The organism is Oliverpabstia sp. (genome assembly GCF_022785585.1).
Lineage (GTDB): Bacteria > Bacillota > Clostridia > Lachnospirales > Lachnospiraceae > Oliverpabstia > Oliverpabstia intestinalis.
In genome coordinates this window covers 1-13,822 of the sequence record NZ_JALFPR010000081.1, presented here as the reverse complement: position 1 = coordinate 13,822, position 13,822 = coordinate 1, and the positions used below count along the sequence as shown (strand labels likewise).

Sequence of the window (13,822 nt, the reverse complement as noted above, 5' to 3'; positions counted from 1 at the left end):
AAGCATGTATGAGATGGGGGAACAGCTGGAACGGGTGATTCTGGCAGGCGTACAGACATATGAGTCTGATGATACCGTACAATCTTTATATGAACTGAGAGAACTGGCTGAGACAGCCGGGGCCGTAACTGTTGGGACGATCATGCAAAGCAGAGAGACCATTCATCCGGCAACCTATCTGGGAAAAGGAAAGCTGGAAGAACTGAAAGAGTTGTTGTATGATTTGGATGCCACTGGTGTGATCTGTGATGATGAACTCTCACCGGCACAGCTAAATAATCTGGAGCAGGAACTGGAATGTAAGGTGATGGACAGAACCATGGTGATTCTGGACATCTTTGCGCAGCGTGCAAAGACCAGCGAAGGAAAGATCCAGGTAGAACTTGCACAATTAAAGTACCGGGCGGCAAGACTGGTCGGTATGCGTGCCTCGCTGTCCCGTCTCGGAGGTGGCATTGGTACCCGTGGCCCGGGTGAGAAAAAGCTGGAGATGGACCGTCGACTGATCCACAGCCGGATCGGTCAGCTGAAAGAACAGCTGGAGCAGGTGCAGAAGCACAGGGAACTGATTCGCAGCCAGCGGGATAAGAGTCAGGTGAAGGTGGCGGCAATCGTGGGATATACTAACGCAGGAAAATCTACACTGCTCAATACAATGACGCAGGCAGGGGTTCTGGAGGAAAACCAGTTATTTGCCACGCTGGATCCAACGACAAGGGCGCTGGATCTTCCGGGCAGACAGCAGATTCTTCTGACAGATACGGTAGGATTTATTCGAAAACTGCCGCATCATCTGATCGAGGCCTTTAAAAGTACATTGGAGGAAGCCAAATATGCAGATATGATCCTCCATGTGGTAGACGCTTCCAATCCCCAGATGGATGAACATATGCAGGTAGTTTATGATACATTGCGCCAGCTGGGGGTGTCGGATAAGAAAATGATCACTCTGTTTAACAAACAGGACCTGTGTACGGATAAAGAACAGCTGAGAGATTTTCAGGCTGATCATGTACTTCAGATTTCGGCAAAGAATGGACAGGGACTTGAGGAACTGAAAGAACTTCTTGCGGATGTTTTGCGGGAAGGACAGATTTATATTGAACGTCTGGTTCCGTATGATCAGGCAGGAAGTATTGCCAGGATCCGAAAATATGGACAGGTGGTGCAGGAAGAATTTCTGGCAGAAGGAATTTCTGTGAAGGCTTATGTTCCGATGGAGGTTTACAGTCAGATCTGAGAAAAGAAGAAAAAAGAGGGCAAACCCTTATAGTAAGGTGCTTTTCCCTCTTTATAAGGTTACATAACGTTCATACCATATATTGTACGAGTAGAAATTGAGACACAATATATGGTAGTTTTTTGTATTGACAGAGGATAATTGGTTTGCTACTATAGTAATCGACACATCCGTAAAGGAATAATTGCGAGAGGGTCAAAAAGCAGGTGAACGTATAAAATACAGCCTGTAAAAGCAACAGGAAAAGAGGATGGAATAATGTTTAATGTGATAAAACGTGATGGAGAAGTTGCAGCATTTCAGCTGAGTAAGATTACCCAGGCGATCGAGAAAGCTTTCCAGGCACAGGAAAAACAGTATACACCGGATATGATGGAGATGCTGGGACTACGGGTAACCGCAGATTTCCAGAAAAAGATAAAAAAAGATCAGGTATCTGTGGAGGATATTCAGGACAGCGTGGAAAATGTGCTGATCCAGTGCGGATATTCTGAGGTGGCGAAAGCCTATATCCTGTATCGCAAGCAGAGAGAAAAAGTAAGAAATATGAAGTCCACGATCCTGGATTATAAAGAAATCGTAAACAGTTATGTGAAAGTAGAAGACTGGCGTGTAAAAGAAAATTCTACGGTTACCTATTCCGTAGGCGGACTGATCTTAAGCAATTCCGGAGCAGTAACGGCAAATTACTGGTTGTCTGAAATCTATGACAAAGAGATTGCAGATGCGCACCGAAATGCAGATATCCATATTCACGATCTTTCCATGCTTACCGGATATTGTGCCGGCTGGTCATTAAAACAGCTGATTAAAGAAGGATTAGGAGGAATAGAAGGCAAGATTACTTCTGCTCCGGCGAAACACCTGAGTGTTCTGTGTAACCAGATGGTCAATTTCCTTGGCATCATGCAGAATGAATGGGCAGGTGCACAGGCATTTTCTTCTTTTGATACTTATCTGGCACCTTTCGTAAAGACAGACCATCTGACTTATCCGGAAGTGAAAAAATGTATCGAAGCCTTTATCTATGGTGTGAACACACCAAGTCGCTGGGGAACACAGGCTCCATTTTCCAATATCACACTGGACTGGACTGTACCGGATGATCTGGCAGAACTTCCGGCAATCGTTGGCGGAAAAGAGATGGACTTTAAGTATAAAGACTGTAAACAGGAGATGGATATGGTCAACAAGGCGTTTATCGAGACCATGATCGAAGGAGATGCCAATGGCAGAGGCTTCCAGTATCCGATTCCGACTTACTCCATCACAAAAGAATTTGACTGGTCCGATACAGAAAACAACCGTCTGCTCTTTGAGATGACATCCAAATACGGAACTCCGTATTTTTCCAACTATATTAACAGCGATATGCAGCCAAGCGATGTAAGAAGTATGTGCTGTCGTCTGCGTCTGGATCTGCGAGAACTGCGTAAAAAGACCGGAGGATACTTCGGTTCCGGCGAAAGCACCGGTTCTGTGGGCGTGGTAACCATCAATATGCCGCGGATCGCTTATCTGTCTCAGGATGAGGATGAATTTTATCAGCGTCTGGACCGCCTGATGGATATTTCCGCACGTTCCCTGCATATCAAGAGAGAAGTGATCGGAAAACTGCTGGATGAGGGGCTGTATCCGTATACCAAGCGCTATCTGGGAAGCTTTGACAATCATTTTTCCACCATCGGTCTGGTTGGAATGAATGAAGCAGGACTGAATGCAAGATGGCTTCGTGCAGACATGGCTGATGAGAAGACACAGAAGTTTACAAAAAATGTTCTGAATCATATGAGAGAACGGTTGTCCGATTATCAGGAAGAATACGGAGAACTGTATAACCTGGAAGCAACACCGGCAGAATCCACCGCATATCGTCTGGCAAAACATGATAAGAAACATTATCCGGATATTATTACTGCAGGTCATGAAGGAGATACCCCGTACTATACCAACAGCTCTCACCTGCCGGTAGACTATACTTCTGATATCTTTGATGCATTGGATGTGCAGGATGAACTGCAGACCCTGTATACGTCCGGTACGGTCTTTCATGCGTTTCTGGGAGAAAAACTTCCGGACTGGAAGGCAGCAGCCACACTGGTAAGAAAGATTGCAGAAAATTATCGTCTGCCTTATTATACCCTGTCACCGACTTATTCGGTATGTAAAGAACATGGTTATATTGCGGGAGAACATTTCACTTGTCCGACCTGTGGCAAGAAGGCAGAGGTCTACAGTCGAATTACAGGATATTACCGTCCGGTACAGAACTGGAATGACGGAAAAGCGCAGGAATACAAGAACAGAACCGTGTATGATATCCTTCACTCCGGTGCACCGGCAGAAAAACCGGTGGAAGCAGTGAAAGAGGAGCGGCCGGTGATGGGCGGAAAACATCCTACCAGAACGATGGTAACTATGACAAAAGACGATGTGAAGATCCAGCATCCGGACAGTGTGAAATATCTGTTCACCACAAATACCTGTCCGAACTGTAAGATTGCGAAACAGATGCTTGCAGAAGCGGAAGAAGAGTATCAGCTGATCGATGCCGAGAAAAACCCGGAACTGGTATCAAGATACGGCATCATGCAGGCACCGACACTGGTAGTCATCGAAGGAGAAGAGACAAAGAAATATGTAAATGCTTCGAATATTCAGAAGTATGTGGAAGAGAACGAGTAAAAATAGAAATAAGCGTGGTAACGAGAAAATCCTGAAAACCACAGACAAAGATATAAAAAATCCCCGGCAGAAATCATTCTGCCGGGGATAACTGTTTTGCATTATTTATTATTGTTTTTTACTTCCTGCATCATCAGTGCACGAACCTTCAGTGGAAGTCCGAACAGAGTGATGAATCCGTCAGCATCGTGGTGATCATACATATCACCGGTTGTGAAGGATGCCAGAGACTCGTTGTACAGGCTATATGGAGAAGTTGTACCGGCTTTGATGATGTTGCCTTTGTACAGTTTGAATTTTACTTCACCGGTTACATATTTCTGTGTGGATTCTACGAAAGCCTGGATCGCTTCACGCAGTGGTGTGAACCATTTTCCTTCATATACAACCTGTGCGAACTGGCTGCCCAGTTTTTTCTTAGTTTCCATGGTTTCACGATCCAGAATCAGTTCTTCCAACTGATCGTGAGCTTCCATCAGGATAGTTCCGCCAGGAGTTTCGTATACACCACGAGATTTCATACCAACGACACGGTTTTCTACGATATCGATGATACCGATACCATGTTTTCCACCCAGTGCATTCAGCTCGGTGATGATCTCAGAAACTTTCATTGCTTTTCCGTTCAGTGTTTTCGGAACACCGGCTTCAAACGTCATGGTTACATATTCCGGCTGATCCGGAGCATCTTCCGGGGAAACACCGAGAACCAGCAGATCTTTGTAGTTTGGCTCATTTGCCGGATCTTCCAGTTCCAGACCTTCATGGCTGATGTGCCACAGGTTACGGTCACGGCTGTAGCTGTGTTTTGCATCGAATGGCAGGTCGATGCCGTGCTGTTTTACGAATTCCAGCTCGTCTTCACGGGACTGCATAGTCCATACATCAGTCATACGCCATGGAGCGATAATTTTCAGATCAGGAGCCAGTGCTTTGATGCCCAGTTCAAAACGGATCTGGTCATTTCCTTTACCGGTAGCACCGTGGCAGATCGCGGTAGCACCTTCTTTTCTGGCAATTTCCACCAAACGTTTGGCGATAGCCGGACGAGCCATGGAAGTACCCAGCAGATATTTGTGTTCGTATACGGCACCTGCCTGTACACAAGGCACGATATATTCATCACAGAACTCGTCTACGATATCTTCGATATATAATTTAGAAGCACCGGACATGGCAGCTCTCTTATCCAGCCCGTCCAGTTCGGCACCCTGACCACAGTTTACACAGCAGCAGATAACTTCATAATCAAAAGTTTCTTTTAACCACGGGATCAGTGCGGTAGTATCCAGTCCGCCGGAATACGCTAAGATTACTTTTTCTTTCATTATAATATCCTCCTTACAGATATATGTTATTGTTCAGTCCTGTTAATCGGTATACAATGTATTTTTATGCATTTGATTGTATATCTTATCGGGACAAAATCAAATTCAGATGAATTTCACAAGGCATAATATACATCATATAAATAGAAAAAGCAAGAGAGAAATGGAAAAAAATAAAAAAACTTGCATATTATTCACTGATGTTGTATAATTATGCAACTGTAAAGAGAAAAAAGAAAGATCTCATCTCAGGCACTTTACTTTGGCAGTGGAAGAGAGTAGAATAAATTAACGTTATGAAAGAAAGAGGAGATTGAAGAAATGATTAAAGTTGGTATTATTGGAGCAACCGGATATGCAGGGTCGGAACTGGTTCGTATTCTTCTGGGGCATAAGGATGTGGAAATCAAGTGGTACGGATCGAGAAGTTACATTGATAAAAAATATGCGTCCATTTATCAGAACTTCTTCCAGCTGGTAGATGCAAACTGCATGGATGATAATATGGAAGTCCTGGCAGATCAGGTGGATGTGATTTTCACAGCAACGCCGCAGGGGCTGTGTGCATCTTTAGTCAATGAAGAGATTCTTTCGAAAGTAAAGATCATCGATCTGAGTGCGGATTTCCGTATCAAAGATGTAAAGGTATATGAAGAATGGTACAAACTGGAGCACAAATCACCGCAGTTTATCGAAGAAGCTGTGTACGGACTGTGTGAGATCAACCGTGAGGATGTAAAGAAAGCCCGTCTGGTAGCCAATCCGGGATGCTATACAACCTGCAGTATCCTGACTTGCTATCCGCTGGTAAAAGAAGGCATCATCGATCCGAACACGATTATCGTAGATGCAAAATCCGGTACCTCCGGTGCAGGACGCGGTGCGAAAGTGGACAATCTGTTCTGCGAAGTCAATGAAAATATGAAAGCGTATGGTGTGGCGACCCACCGTCATACCCCGGAGATTGAAGAACAGCTGGGTTATGCATGTGGCGAAAAGATCACGATCAACTTCACTCCGCATCTGGTACCGATGAACCGTGGGATTCTGGCAACGGCCTATGCAAGCCTGAAAAAAGATGTGACGTATGAAGAGGTAAAGGCAATTTATGATAAATATTACGCAGATGAAAAATTCGTCCGTGTGCTGGAAAAAGATGTCTGCCCGCAGACAAAATGGGTGGAAGGCAGCAACTATGTGGATGTAAACTTCAAGATCGATCCGAGAACCAACCGGATCATCATGATGGGAGCCATTGATAACCTGGTAAAAGGAGCGGCTGGACAGGCCGTACAAAACATGAACCTGATGTTTGGGTTGAAAGAGAGTGAAGGACTTGAACTGGTTCCAATGTTCCCGTAGGAGAGAAAAAACTACAGAACGAAAGAGTCTCAAAGGAGAGTTGACATGATGAAGATTATTGACGGCGGAGTTACCGCAGCAGAAGGATTTCAGGCAGCAGGACTGGCAGCCGGGATCAAAAAAGGAAATACAAAAGATATGGCACTGGTATACAGCGAGAAACCGTGTGTGGCAGCAGGAACTTTCACGACTAATGTGGTGAAGGCAGCCCCGGTAAAATGGGATCAGCATATTGTATACGATGCACCGACAGCACAGGCAATCGTATGCAACAGCGGTGTGGCAAATGCATGTACCGGTGAAGAGGGATATGGTTACTGCAAAGAAACCGCAAAGATCGCAGCTGAAAGCCTACAGATTCCGGAAGATTCTGTACTGGTGGCATCCACCGGTGTCATCGGGAAACAGCTTCCGATGGATCTTCTGGGTGCAGGCATAAAGAATCTGGTACCGCTGTTATCTCATACAAGAGAGGCAGGAAAACTGGCAGCACAGTCAATCATGACCACAGATACCGTATCGAAAGAAGTGGCAGTGACCATGGAGATCGGAGGAAAGACCGTAACACTTGGAGGTATGTGCAAGGGATCCGGTATGATCCATCCGAATATGTGTACGATGCTTGGTTTTCTGACCACCGATGTGGCAATTTCCAAGGAACTGCTGCAGAAAGCACTGAGTACCGTGGTAAAAGATACTTATAATATGGTTTCGGTAGACGGAGATACCTCCACAAACGACACCGTACTGCTTCTGGCAAACGGAGCTGCAGGCAATGATGAGCTTACAGAAGAAAATGAAGACTATCAGACCTTTCTGGATGCGCTGCTCTATGTCAATACCTGTCTGGCAAAGAAAATTGCCGGAGACGGAGAGGGAGCAACCGCATTATTTGAAGTAAAAGTAGTTGGCGCTGAGAGCAAAGAACAGGCGGTAACTTTAAGTAAATCCATCATCACTTCCAATCTGACCAAGGCAGCCATCTTTGGTCATGATGCGAACTGGGGACGAATCCTGTGTGCGATGGGATACTCCGGGGCACAGTTTGATCCGGAAAAAGTAGATCTGTATTTTGAGAGTAAAGCAGGAAAACTGCAGATCATCAAAGACGGTGTAGCGACTGATTACAGTGAAGAGGAAGCGACAAAGATTCTTTCCGAAAAAGAAGTAACAGCGATTGCAGATGTGAAGATGGGAGAGGCGACAGCTACCGCATGGGGCTGCGATCTGACCTATGATTATGTAAAGATCAACGCGGACTATCGTTCATAAATAGATATACAAGAACCAGAAAGAGGAGAACAAAAGAAAATGGTAAAGACAGAATATCTGGAAAAAGCACAGGTGTTAATCGAAGCACTGCCTTATATTCAGCGGTTTAACCGGAAAATTATTGTGGTAAAATACGGCGGAAGTGCAATGGTGGATGAAAATCTGAAACGTCAGGTCATCCAGGATGTGGTACTTCTGAAACTGGTAGGATTCAAGCCGATCATTGTACACGGTGGTGGAAAAGAGATAAGCCGCTGGGTAGGAAAAGTCGGTATGGAACCAAGATTTGTCAACGGTCTTCGCGTAACCGATAAAGATACCATGGAAGTTGCAGAGATGGTTCTTGGCAAAGTCAACAAAGAACTGGTAACACTGGTAGAATCTCTCGGTGTAAAGGCAGTGGGTATCAGCGGAAAAGACGGTGCCCTGTTAAATGTAGAAAAGAAATATTCCAACGGGGAAGATATCGGATATGTGGGAAATGTAACTTCCGTGAATCCGAAGATCATCGAAGATCTGCTGGAAAAGGATTTTCTTCCAATTATCTGTCCGATTGGTCTGGATAAAAACTTTGATACTTACAATATCAATGCAGACGATGCGGCATGTGCGATCGCGAAGGCAGTCCATGCAGAAAAACTGGCATTCCTGACCGATATCGAAGGCGTATATCTGGATCCGAATGATCCGTCCACCCTGCTGTCCAAATTATTTGTAAAAGAAGCAAAAGAACTGATCGATAACGGCAATGTAGGCGGTGGCATGATCCCGAAATTACAAAACTGCATCGATGCGATCGAAGAAGGTGTTTCAAGAGTACATATTCTGGACGGAAGAATCCCGCACTGTCTGCTGCTGGAAATCTTTACAAATAAAGGAATCGGAACCGCAATTCTGAGAAAGGATGAGATCAAAGATTATGACGTACAGTAAAGAATATATCGATCGGGCAGAAGAAGTCATTCTGCATACCTATAATCGTTTCCAGATCGTTCTGGACAAAGGAAACGGTGTCCATCTGTATGATGTAGATGGCAAAGAATATCTGGACTTTGCAGCAGGAATCGCTGTATTTGCCCTGGGATACAATAATCAGGCATACAATCAGGCACTGAAGGATCAGATCGATAAAGTGATCCATACCTCCAACCTGTATTACAATGTACCAATGATGGAAGCAGCAGAGAAACTGGTAAAAGCAACCGGACTTTCCAAAGTGTTTTTCACAAACAGCGGAACTGAGGCCATTGAGGGTGCGATCAAAGTAGCAAGAAAATACGCTTACCTGAAAGATGGCTCCAACGATCATGAGATCATCGCGATGAACCATTCTTTCCATGGAAGAAGTCTGGGAGCCTTATCCGTAACCGGTAATACCCACTATCAGGATCCATTCAAACCACTGATCGGAGGAATCAAATTTGCAGATTTCAATGATCTTGAAAGCGTGAAAGCACAGATTACCGACAAGACCTGTGCGATCATCATGGAAACCGTACAGGGTGAGGGCGGTATCTATCCGGCAGAACCGGAATTCCTTCAGGGCGTACGGAAACTGTGCGATGAGCACGATATTCTGCTGATCCTCGATGAGATCCAGTGCGGTATGGGACGTACCGGAAACATGTTTGCCTGCCAGGCTTACGGCGTACAGCCAGATGTTATGACCTGCGCGAAAGCCCTGGGCTGCGGTGTTCCGGTAGGAGCCTTTGTCCTGAATGAAAAGACAGCCAACGCATCTTTAGTACCTGGCGACCACGGAACCACATACGGTGGCAACCCTCTGGCATGTGCGGCAGTCAGTAAAGTATTTGACTTGTTTGAATCTGAAAAAATTGTGGAGCATGTCAATAAAGTTGCACCGTATCTGGAGAAAAAACTGGATCAGTTGGTGGAAAAATATGATTTTATTACCACAAGACGTGGAAAAGGTCTGATGCAGGGACTGGTACTGGAAGGAAAACCGGTAGGAGAAGTGGTTACGAAAGCAATTGAAAACGGTCTGCTGGTTATTTCCGCAGGGACGAACGTGCTTCGTATGGTACCTCCGCTTGTGATTACGGAAGCAGATATCGACGAGATGATCGAAAAACTGGAAAAAGCACTTGTTTAAGATAGTGATGTTGGGTATAAAAACAGAACATGTGCACATACTAGAGCATGCCCGGATTAGAAAGCAGTCCGGACATGCTCTTTATTATTAAGAAGAAGGAGGTATGTGCAATGCCAGTATTACAGTGTTCAGCGGTAAAATGTATGTATAATAAGGATAATCTTTGTTCCAAAGGAGATATCCAGGTAAAAGGAGATCATGCAGCTACGGAAAATGAAACCTGGTGTTCAAGTTTTGTGGAAAAGACCGGAATGTCCAATGCTTATACATGCGGAGGCGGCTGCAGCTCTATTCAGGTCGGATGTACAGCCCATGATTGTACCTATAACAGACAGGAGATATGCCAGGCGGATCATGTACACATCGATGGAAGCCAGGCCTGTATCTGTGAAGAAACCTGCTGTGGAACGTTCCGGTGTGAATAAAGCAAGATGATTCTGCAATAAGATAAGAAAAACTCTCCGGTCTTTGAGGCGAAACACAAAGACGGAGAGTTTTTTGAAAAAGAGTAACTGTTCAGTACCTTCACAGTGGCTACTGAATAGTTACGAAAAAGATAACATTATGAAACAGATGCGGAAACCTGGAATGGGAATGCGATCTGAGCTCCATCCACATAGATGGTCACTTCATTACAGGAAGCACTGATGCCGTAAGCTGCGGTAGCAGTTACTGCATCGCCACCGGTAGTGGCAAGATCCGGTGAAGTCAGATCTGCCAGATAATAAGGAAGACATACAGTATCACCGTCAAGCACACGAAAACTCATCTGATCATATAAGAGAGGATCATCAAATGCCAGATTTTTATATGTGTATGTAATGACAATAACTTTATCAGGATTAGAAGTATCATATTCACTGCGGTCATCCGTAACTTCTACTTTGTCAATCGTAAATGTAGCAACGTCTTTTCCGTCACTTTGAATAGTTATCGCATCACCCACTTTATAAGCTGGTGTACTTTCCAGATCCTTCGGATATTCCATATTCGGAGCTCCCTCAGACTGGCTGTTAGCGATATCTTCTGCGGTTACCTGGGCAGGTGTTCCGGTGGTTCCATCAGCAGAAGGATTCAGAGAGGCAAGATCAATCAGAGCATTTTTCAGAGTGGTCATATCGTCAGAAGAAATACTCCACTGCTCGGAATCATCTTTCTGAAGAGTTACAGTAACAGATTCCGGATCGTTGTACTCTGCTTTGTCAAGGGCGGTCTGATAAGATTCCAGCATCAGAGAGTATACATCTTCGATATACTGGTCACTGTCTACGCTGTTATCCTTTAGATAATCGGCAAGTTTCTCATCATAAATCGGTTCCATGGCAGTGTAAAGCTGCATTTGTTGGGTATCTACAGTTATCTGATAGGTGTTCTCTTTTTTATCTGCTTTTTTTACATCGTATTTTGTGTTACTGAAAGCCTGTTTCCAGAAATCAGTATAGTCCTGACGCAGCTGTGGAGAAATCTGTGTACTTCCGGGACTACTTCCGTCGCCGCCAATGGAAGAAGACACAAGATCATCGATCATGGAATTGAAGGTGGCTGTAAGATCATCAGAAGAAACTCCTGACAAGGAAGAAAGTGTATCCACATTTCCGCGGATCATACCGTCGAGATATGCAGTTGTATAAGCAACAGCATCAAAATCATCTGCTTTATTTCCGGAGCAGCCACTGATTAATAACATACAGGAACAGGCGAGAGCCGTGGAAGCCATCCATTTTTTTTTCATAAATATTCCCCTCCTTAGATTAGAAAAAGCCAGATGCATCTCTATCGGAACATGCATTCTGATTTAAACTCATGGTCATTATACCAGATTTTACGGCAGATACAAGACAGGGAGAGAAAAATACAGGGAAGCGTAAGGAAAATGTCAGAAGTACTACAGTATATACAAAGAAAAGATTTTATAAGAGTAAAAATAATAAAATAAAAAAACAGGAAAAACATCAAAAATATATTGACAGAAAAAAGAATCTATGCTATCCTATGCAAGTATGAAAACAAAGAAGAGTATCCGCTCTCACCTTAGCACAAGAGTGACTATGGTTAATACTTAAGTGGAAAGAGTAATCTTAGGGGAAATTTGCGGATAGTCGGTCTATCTGCTTTTTTTATGCGGCTATGCTGCAGGGCAGTGAATGCGAATCATATGGAAAGGTTATCTAAGAATAATGGAGGTGCACTACTATTAGCGATTTAATGATTAATGAGCAGATCAGAGACAGAGAAGTTCGTCTGATTGGCGAGAATGGGGAACAGTTGGGAATCATGTCTTCCAGAGATGCATACAAACATGCTCAGGAAGCAGGACTGGATCTGGTGAAGATTGCACCGACGGCTAAGCCACCGGTTTGCAAGATTATCGATTACGGAAAATATCGATATGAGATGGCCAGAAAAGAAAAAGAAGCAAAGAAAAAACAGCGTACAATTGATGTTAAAGAAGTTCGTCTGTCTCCCAATATCGATACAAACGATCTGAACACTAAAGTAGGTGCTGCAAGAAAGTTCATTTCCAAAGGTGACAAGGTAAAAGTTACTCTTCGTTTCCGTGGAAGAGAGATGGCACACATGCACAACAGCAAATATATTCTGGATGATTTCGCAGAAAAACTGGCTGACATTGCAGTGGTAGAGAAAGCACCAAAAGTGGAAGGCAGAAGCATGACTATGTTTTTAACTGAAAAACGTTAAAATAACAGAGTAAATCTAAGGAGGACTATAAAATGCCAAAAATCAAAACAAGCAGAGCAGCTGCTAAACGTTTCAAAACTACAGGTACAGGTAAAATCGTAAGAAATAAAGCTTATAAAAGCCATATCTTAACAAAGAAAACTCAGAAGAGAAAAAGAAATCTGAGAAAAGCTACCGTGCTGGATCAGAGCAACGTTAAGAACATGAAAAAAATCTTACCGTATTTATAAGATTGAGTTTGAAGGAGGAATATAAGAGATGGCAAGAATTAAAGGCGGATTAAACGCAAAGAAAAAACACAATAGAGTTCTGAAACTGGCTAAAGGTTACAGAGGAGCAAGATCCAAACAGTACAGAGTTGCAAAACAGTCTGTAATGCGTGCTCTGACAAGTGCATACGCTGGAAGAAAACAGAAAAAACGTCAGTTCAGACAGCTGTGGATCGCTCGTATCAACGCAGCAGCAAGAATGAACGGACTGTCTTACAGCAAATTTATGTACGGTCTGAAACTGGCTGGTGTTGAACTGAACAGAAAAGTTCTGGCTGATATGGCAATCAACGATGCAGAAGGATTTGCTACACTGGCAGAGCTGGCTAAAAGCAAATTAGCTTAATAGAATTTCAAAACCCCGGAAACCCTTATTTTCCGGGGTTTCTTTATGTTCAGATTTGGGAAAAATGGTACTGTTTTTCTGCCGTAATATACACACAATATACGCGCAATATACACACATCAGCTTTCCGGGATCTGGATTTTTTGCATTTCTGCCAGCAATTCAGAAGGGAGCTTGTGAGTGTAAGTGCCCTTTGTCAGATCCTTTACGGTATGTCCGATGATCAGCTTCAGACACAGATCATCCATCTTGTACCGGTCCGCCAGTGTTGCGAACGTGTGCCTGGTATCGTGAGGTGTGTGATCCATCTTTAATTCATTCATCAGGTTTTTCCATACAGTATTCCGGAAGAGCGTATAGTAATAGGCGTGCCCTTTGGTATTAGGGAAAAGATACTTGTTAGTCTCCTTATAGTATCTCCGGATGAAAGGAAGGATAGCATCGTGGATCGGGACCACACGGTTCCTGCCGGCATCGGTCTTTTTTCCACAGATGATATACTGCTCA

The 13,822-nt window shown here is 44.0% G+C and carries 13 protein-coding genes; 10 read left to right on the top strand and 3 right to left on the bottom strand.

The genetic code is table 11. The features are described 5' to 3' along the window. The first annotated feature begins 4 nt into the window (after window positions 1-4). The gene (hflX, locus tag MSA64_RS05155) at window positions 5-1,240 is read left to right on the top strand and encodes a GTPase HflX (protein WP_287890868.1); all 1,236 of its coding nucleotides are present in this window, start codon (window positions 5-7) and stop codon (window positions 1,238-1,240) included. A 258-nt stretch (window positions 1,241-1,498) separates the two neighbouring features. Continuing rightward, window positions 1,499-3,925 carry a ribonucleoside triphosphate reductase gene (locus MSA64_RS05150; RefSeq protein ID WP_154432331.1) on the top strand — a complete coding sequence of 809 codons (2,427 nt, stop codon included), beginning with the start codon at window positions 1,499-1,501 and terminating at the stop codon, window positions 3,923-3,925. Between the two features lie 101 nt (window positions 3,926-4,026). Here the strand turns inward: MSA64_RS05150 and MSA64_RS05145 are convergent, their stop codons facing one another. Further along, window positions 4,027-5,253, bottom strand: coding sequence for an argininosuccinate synthase (locus tag MSA64_RS05145; RefSeq protein ID WP_022170972.1), 1,227 nt, complete (start codon window positions 5,251-5,253; stop codon window positions 4,027-4,029). Window positions 5,254-5,574: 321 nt separating this feature from the next. On the opposite strand from MSA64_RS05145, the gene argC reads away from it, so the two are divergent. The 5 genes from argC to MSA64_RS05120 all read left to right on the top strand — a co-directional run bounded on the left by argC (window position 5,575) and on the right by MSA64_RS05120 (window position 10,425). Then, a complete protein-coding gene (gene argC, locus MSA64_RS05140) occupies window positions 5,575-6,615 on the top strand; it encodes an N-acetyl-gamma-glutamyl-phosphate reductase (protein WP_022170973.1) in 1,041 nt (346 codons plus the stop codon). Between the two features lie 48 nt (window positions 6,616-6,663). Continuing rightward, a complete protein-coding gene (gene argJ, locus MSA64_RS05135) occupies window positions 6,664-7,887 on the top strand; it encodes a bifunctional glutamate N-acetyltransferase/amino-acid acetyltransferase ArgJ (protein ID WP_022170974.1) in 1,224 nt (407 codons plus the stop codon). A gap of 39 nt (window positions 7,888-7,926) precedes the next feature. Beyond that, window positions 7,927-8,820 carry an acetylglutamate kinase gene (gene argB / locus MSA64_RS05130; RefSeq protein WP_022170975.1) on the top strand — a complete coding sequence of 298 codons (894 nt, stop codon included), beginning with the start codon at window positions 7,927-7,929 and terminating at the stop codon, window positions 8,818-8,820. Further along, window positions 8,807-10,000, top strand: coding sequence for an aspartate aminotransferase family protein (locus MSA64_RS05125; RefSeq protein ID WP_154432333.1), 1,194 nt, complete (start codon window positions 8,807-8,809; stop codon window positions 9,998-10,000). Before argB ends, MSA64_RS05125 begins: the two co-directional genes overlap by 14 nt. A 110-nt stretch (window positions 10,001-10,110) precedes the next feature. Continuing rightward, the gene (locus MSA64_RS05120; RefSeq protein WP_154432334.1) at window positions 10,111-10,425 is read left to right on the top strand and encodes a DUF1540 domain-containing protein; all 315 of its coding nucleotides are present in this window, start codon (window positions 10,111-10,113) and stop codon (window positions 10,423-10,425) included. 137 nt (window positions 10,426-10,562) lie between these two features. Here the strand turns inward: MSA64_RS05120 and MSA64_RS05115 are convergent, their stop codons facing one another. Beyond that, the gene (locus MSA64_RS05115) at window positions 10,563-11,732 is read right to left on the bottom strand and encodes a hypothetical protein (RefSeq protein WP_277663556.1); all 1,170 of its coding nucleotides are present in this window, start codon (window positions 11,730-11,732) and stop codon (window positions 10,563-10,565) included. A 473-nt stretch (window positions 11,733-12,205) separates the two neighbouring features. Here MSA64_RS05115 and infC point away from each other — a divergent pair, with 473 nt between their 5' ends. Genes infC through rplT form a run of 3 tightly spaced genes read left to right on the top strand, consistent with a single transcriptional unit; the run spans window position 12,206 to window position 13,315 of the window. Beyond that, window positions 12,206-12,700 (top strand): translation initiation factor IF-3, encoded by a 495-nt coding sequence (gene infC / locus MSA64_RS05110; RefSeq protein WP_022170979.1) that lies wholly within the window; start codon window positions 12,206-12,208, stop codon window positions 12,698-12,700. A gap of 32 nt (window positions 12,701-12,732) precedes the next feature. After that, a complete protein-coding gene (gene rpmI, locus MSA64_RS05105; RefSeq protein WP_022170980.1) occupies window positions 12,733-12,930 on the top strand; it encodes a 50S ribosomal protein L35 in 198 nt (65 codons plus the stop codon). A 28-nt stretch (window positions 12,931-12,958) separates the two neighbouring features. Then, complete coding sequence (gene rplT / locus MSA64_RS05100) at window positions 12,959-13,315, top strand: 50S ribosomal protein L20 (RefSeq protein ID WP_022170981.1); 357 nt, start codon at window positions 12,959-12,961, stop codon at window positions 13,313-13,315. Window positions 13,316-13,434: 119 nt separating this feature from the next. Here rplT and MSA64_RS05095 read toward each other — a convergent pair. Further along, a partial coding sequence (locus tag MSA64_RS05095; RefSeq protein WP_287890861.1) for a tyrosine-type recombinase/integrase occupies window positions 13,435-13,822 on the bottom strand: 388 nt, incomplete at its 5' end.

Bases quoted from the DNA above. Each gene is read 5' to 3' on its own strand.
- hflX (WP_287890868.1), top strand. From the start codon at position 5: ATGTATGAGATGGGGGAACAGCTGGAACGGGTGATTCTGGCAGGCGTA.
- MSA64_RS05150 (WP_154432331.1), top strand. From the start codon at position 1,499: ATGTTTAATGTGATAAAACGTGATGGAGAAGTTGCAGCATTTCAGCTG.
- MSA64_RS05145 (WP_022170972.1), bottom strand. From the start codon at position 5,253: ATGAAAGAAAAAGTAATCTTAGCGTATTCCGGCGGACTGGATACTACC.
- argC (WP_022170973.1), top strand. From the start codon at position 5,575: ATGATTAAAGTTGGTATTATTGGAGCAACCGGATATGCAGGGTCGGAA.
- argJ (WP_022170974.1), top strand. From the start codon at position 6,664: ATGAAGATTATTGACGGCGGAGTTACCGCAGCAGAAGGATTTCAGGCA.
- argB (WP_022170975.1), top strand. From the start codon at position 7,927: ATGGTAAAGACAGAATATCTGGAAAAAGCACAGGTGTTAATCGAAGCA.
- MSA64_RS05125 (WP_154432333.1), top strand. From the start codon at position 8,807: ATGACGTACAGTAAAGAATATATCGATCGGGCAGAAGAAGTCATTCTG.
- MSA64_RS05120 (WP_154432334.1), top strand. From the start codon at position 10,111: ATGCCAGTATTACAGTGTTCAGCGGTAAAATGTATGTATAATAAGGAT.
- MSA64_RS05115 (WP_277663556.1), bottom strand. From the start codon at position 11,732: ATGAAAAAAAAATGGATGGCTTCCACGGCTCTCGCCTGTTCCTGTATG.
- infC (WP_022170979.1), top strand. From the start codon at position 12,206: ATGATTAATGAGCAGATCAGAGACAGAGAAGTTCGTCTGATTGGCGAG.
- rpmI (WP_022170980.1), top strand. From the start codon at position 12,733: ATGCCAAAAATCAAAACAAGCAGAGCAGCTGCTAAACGTTTCAAAACT.
- rplT (WP_022170981.1), top strand. From the start codon at position 12,959: ATGGCAAGAATTAAAGGCGGATTAAACGCAAAGAAAAAACACAATAGA.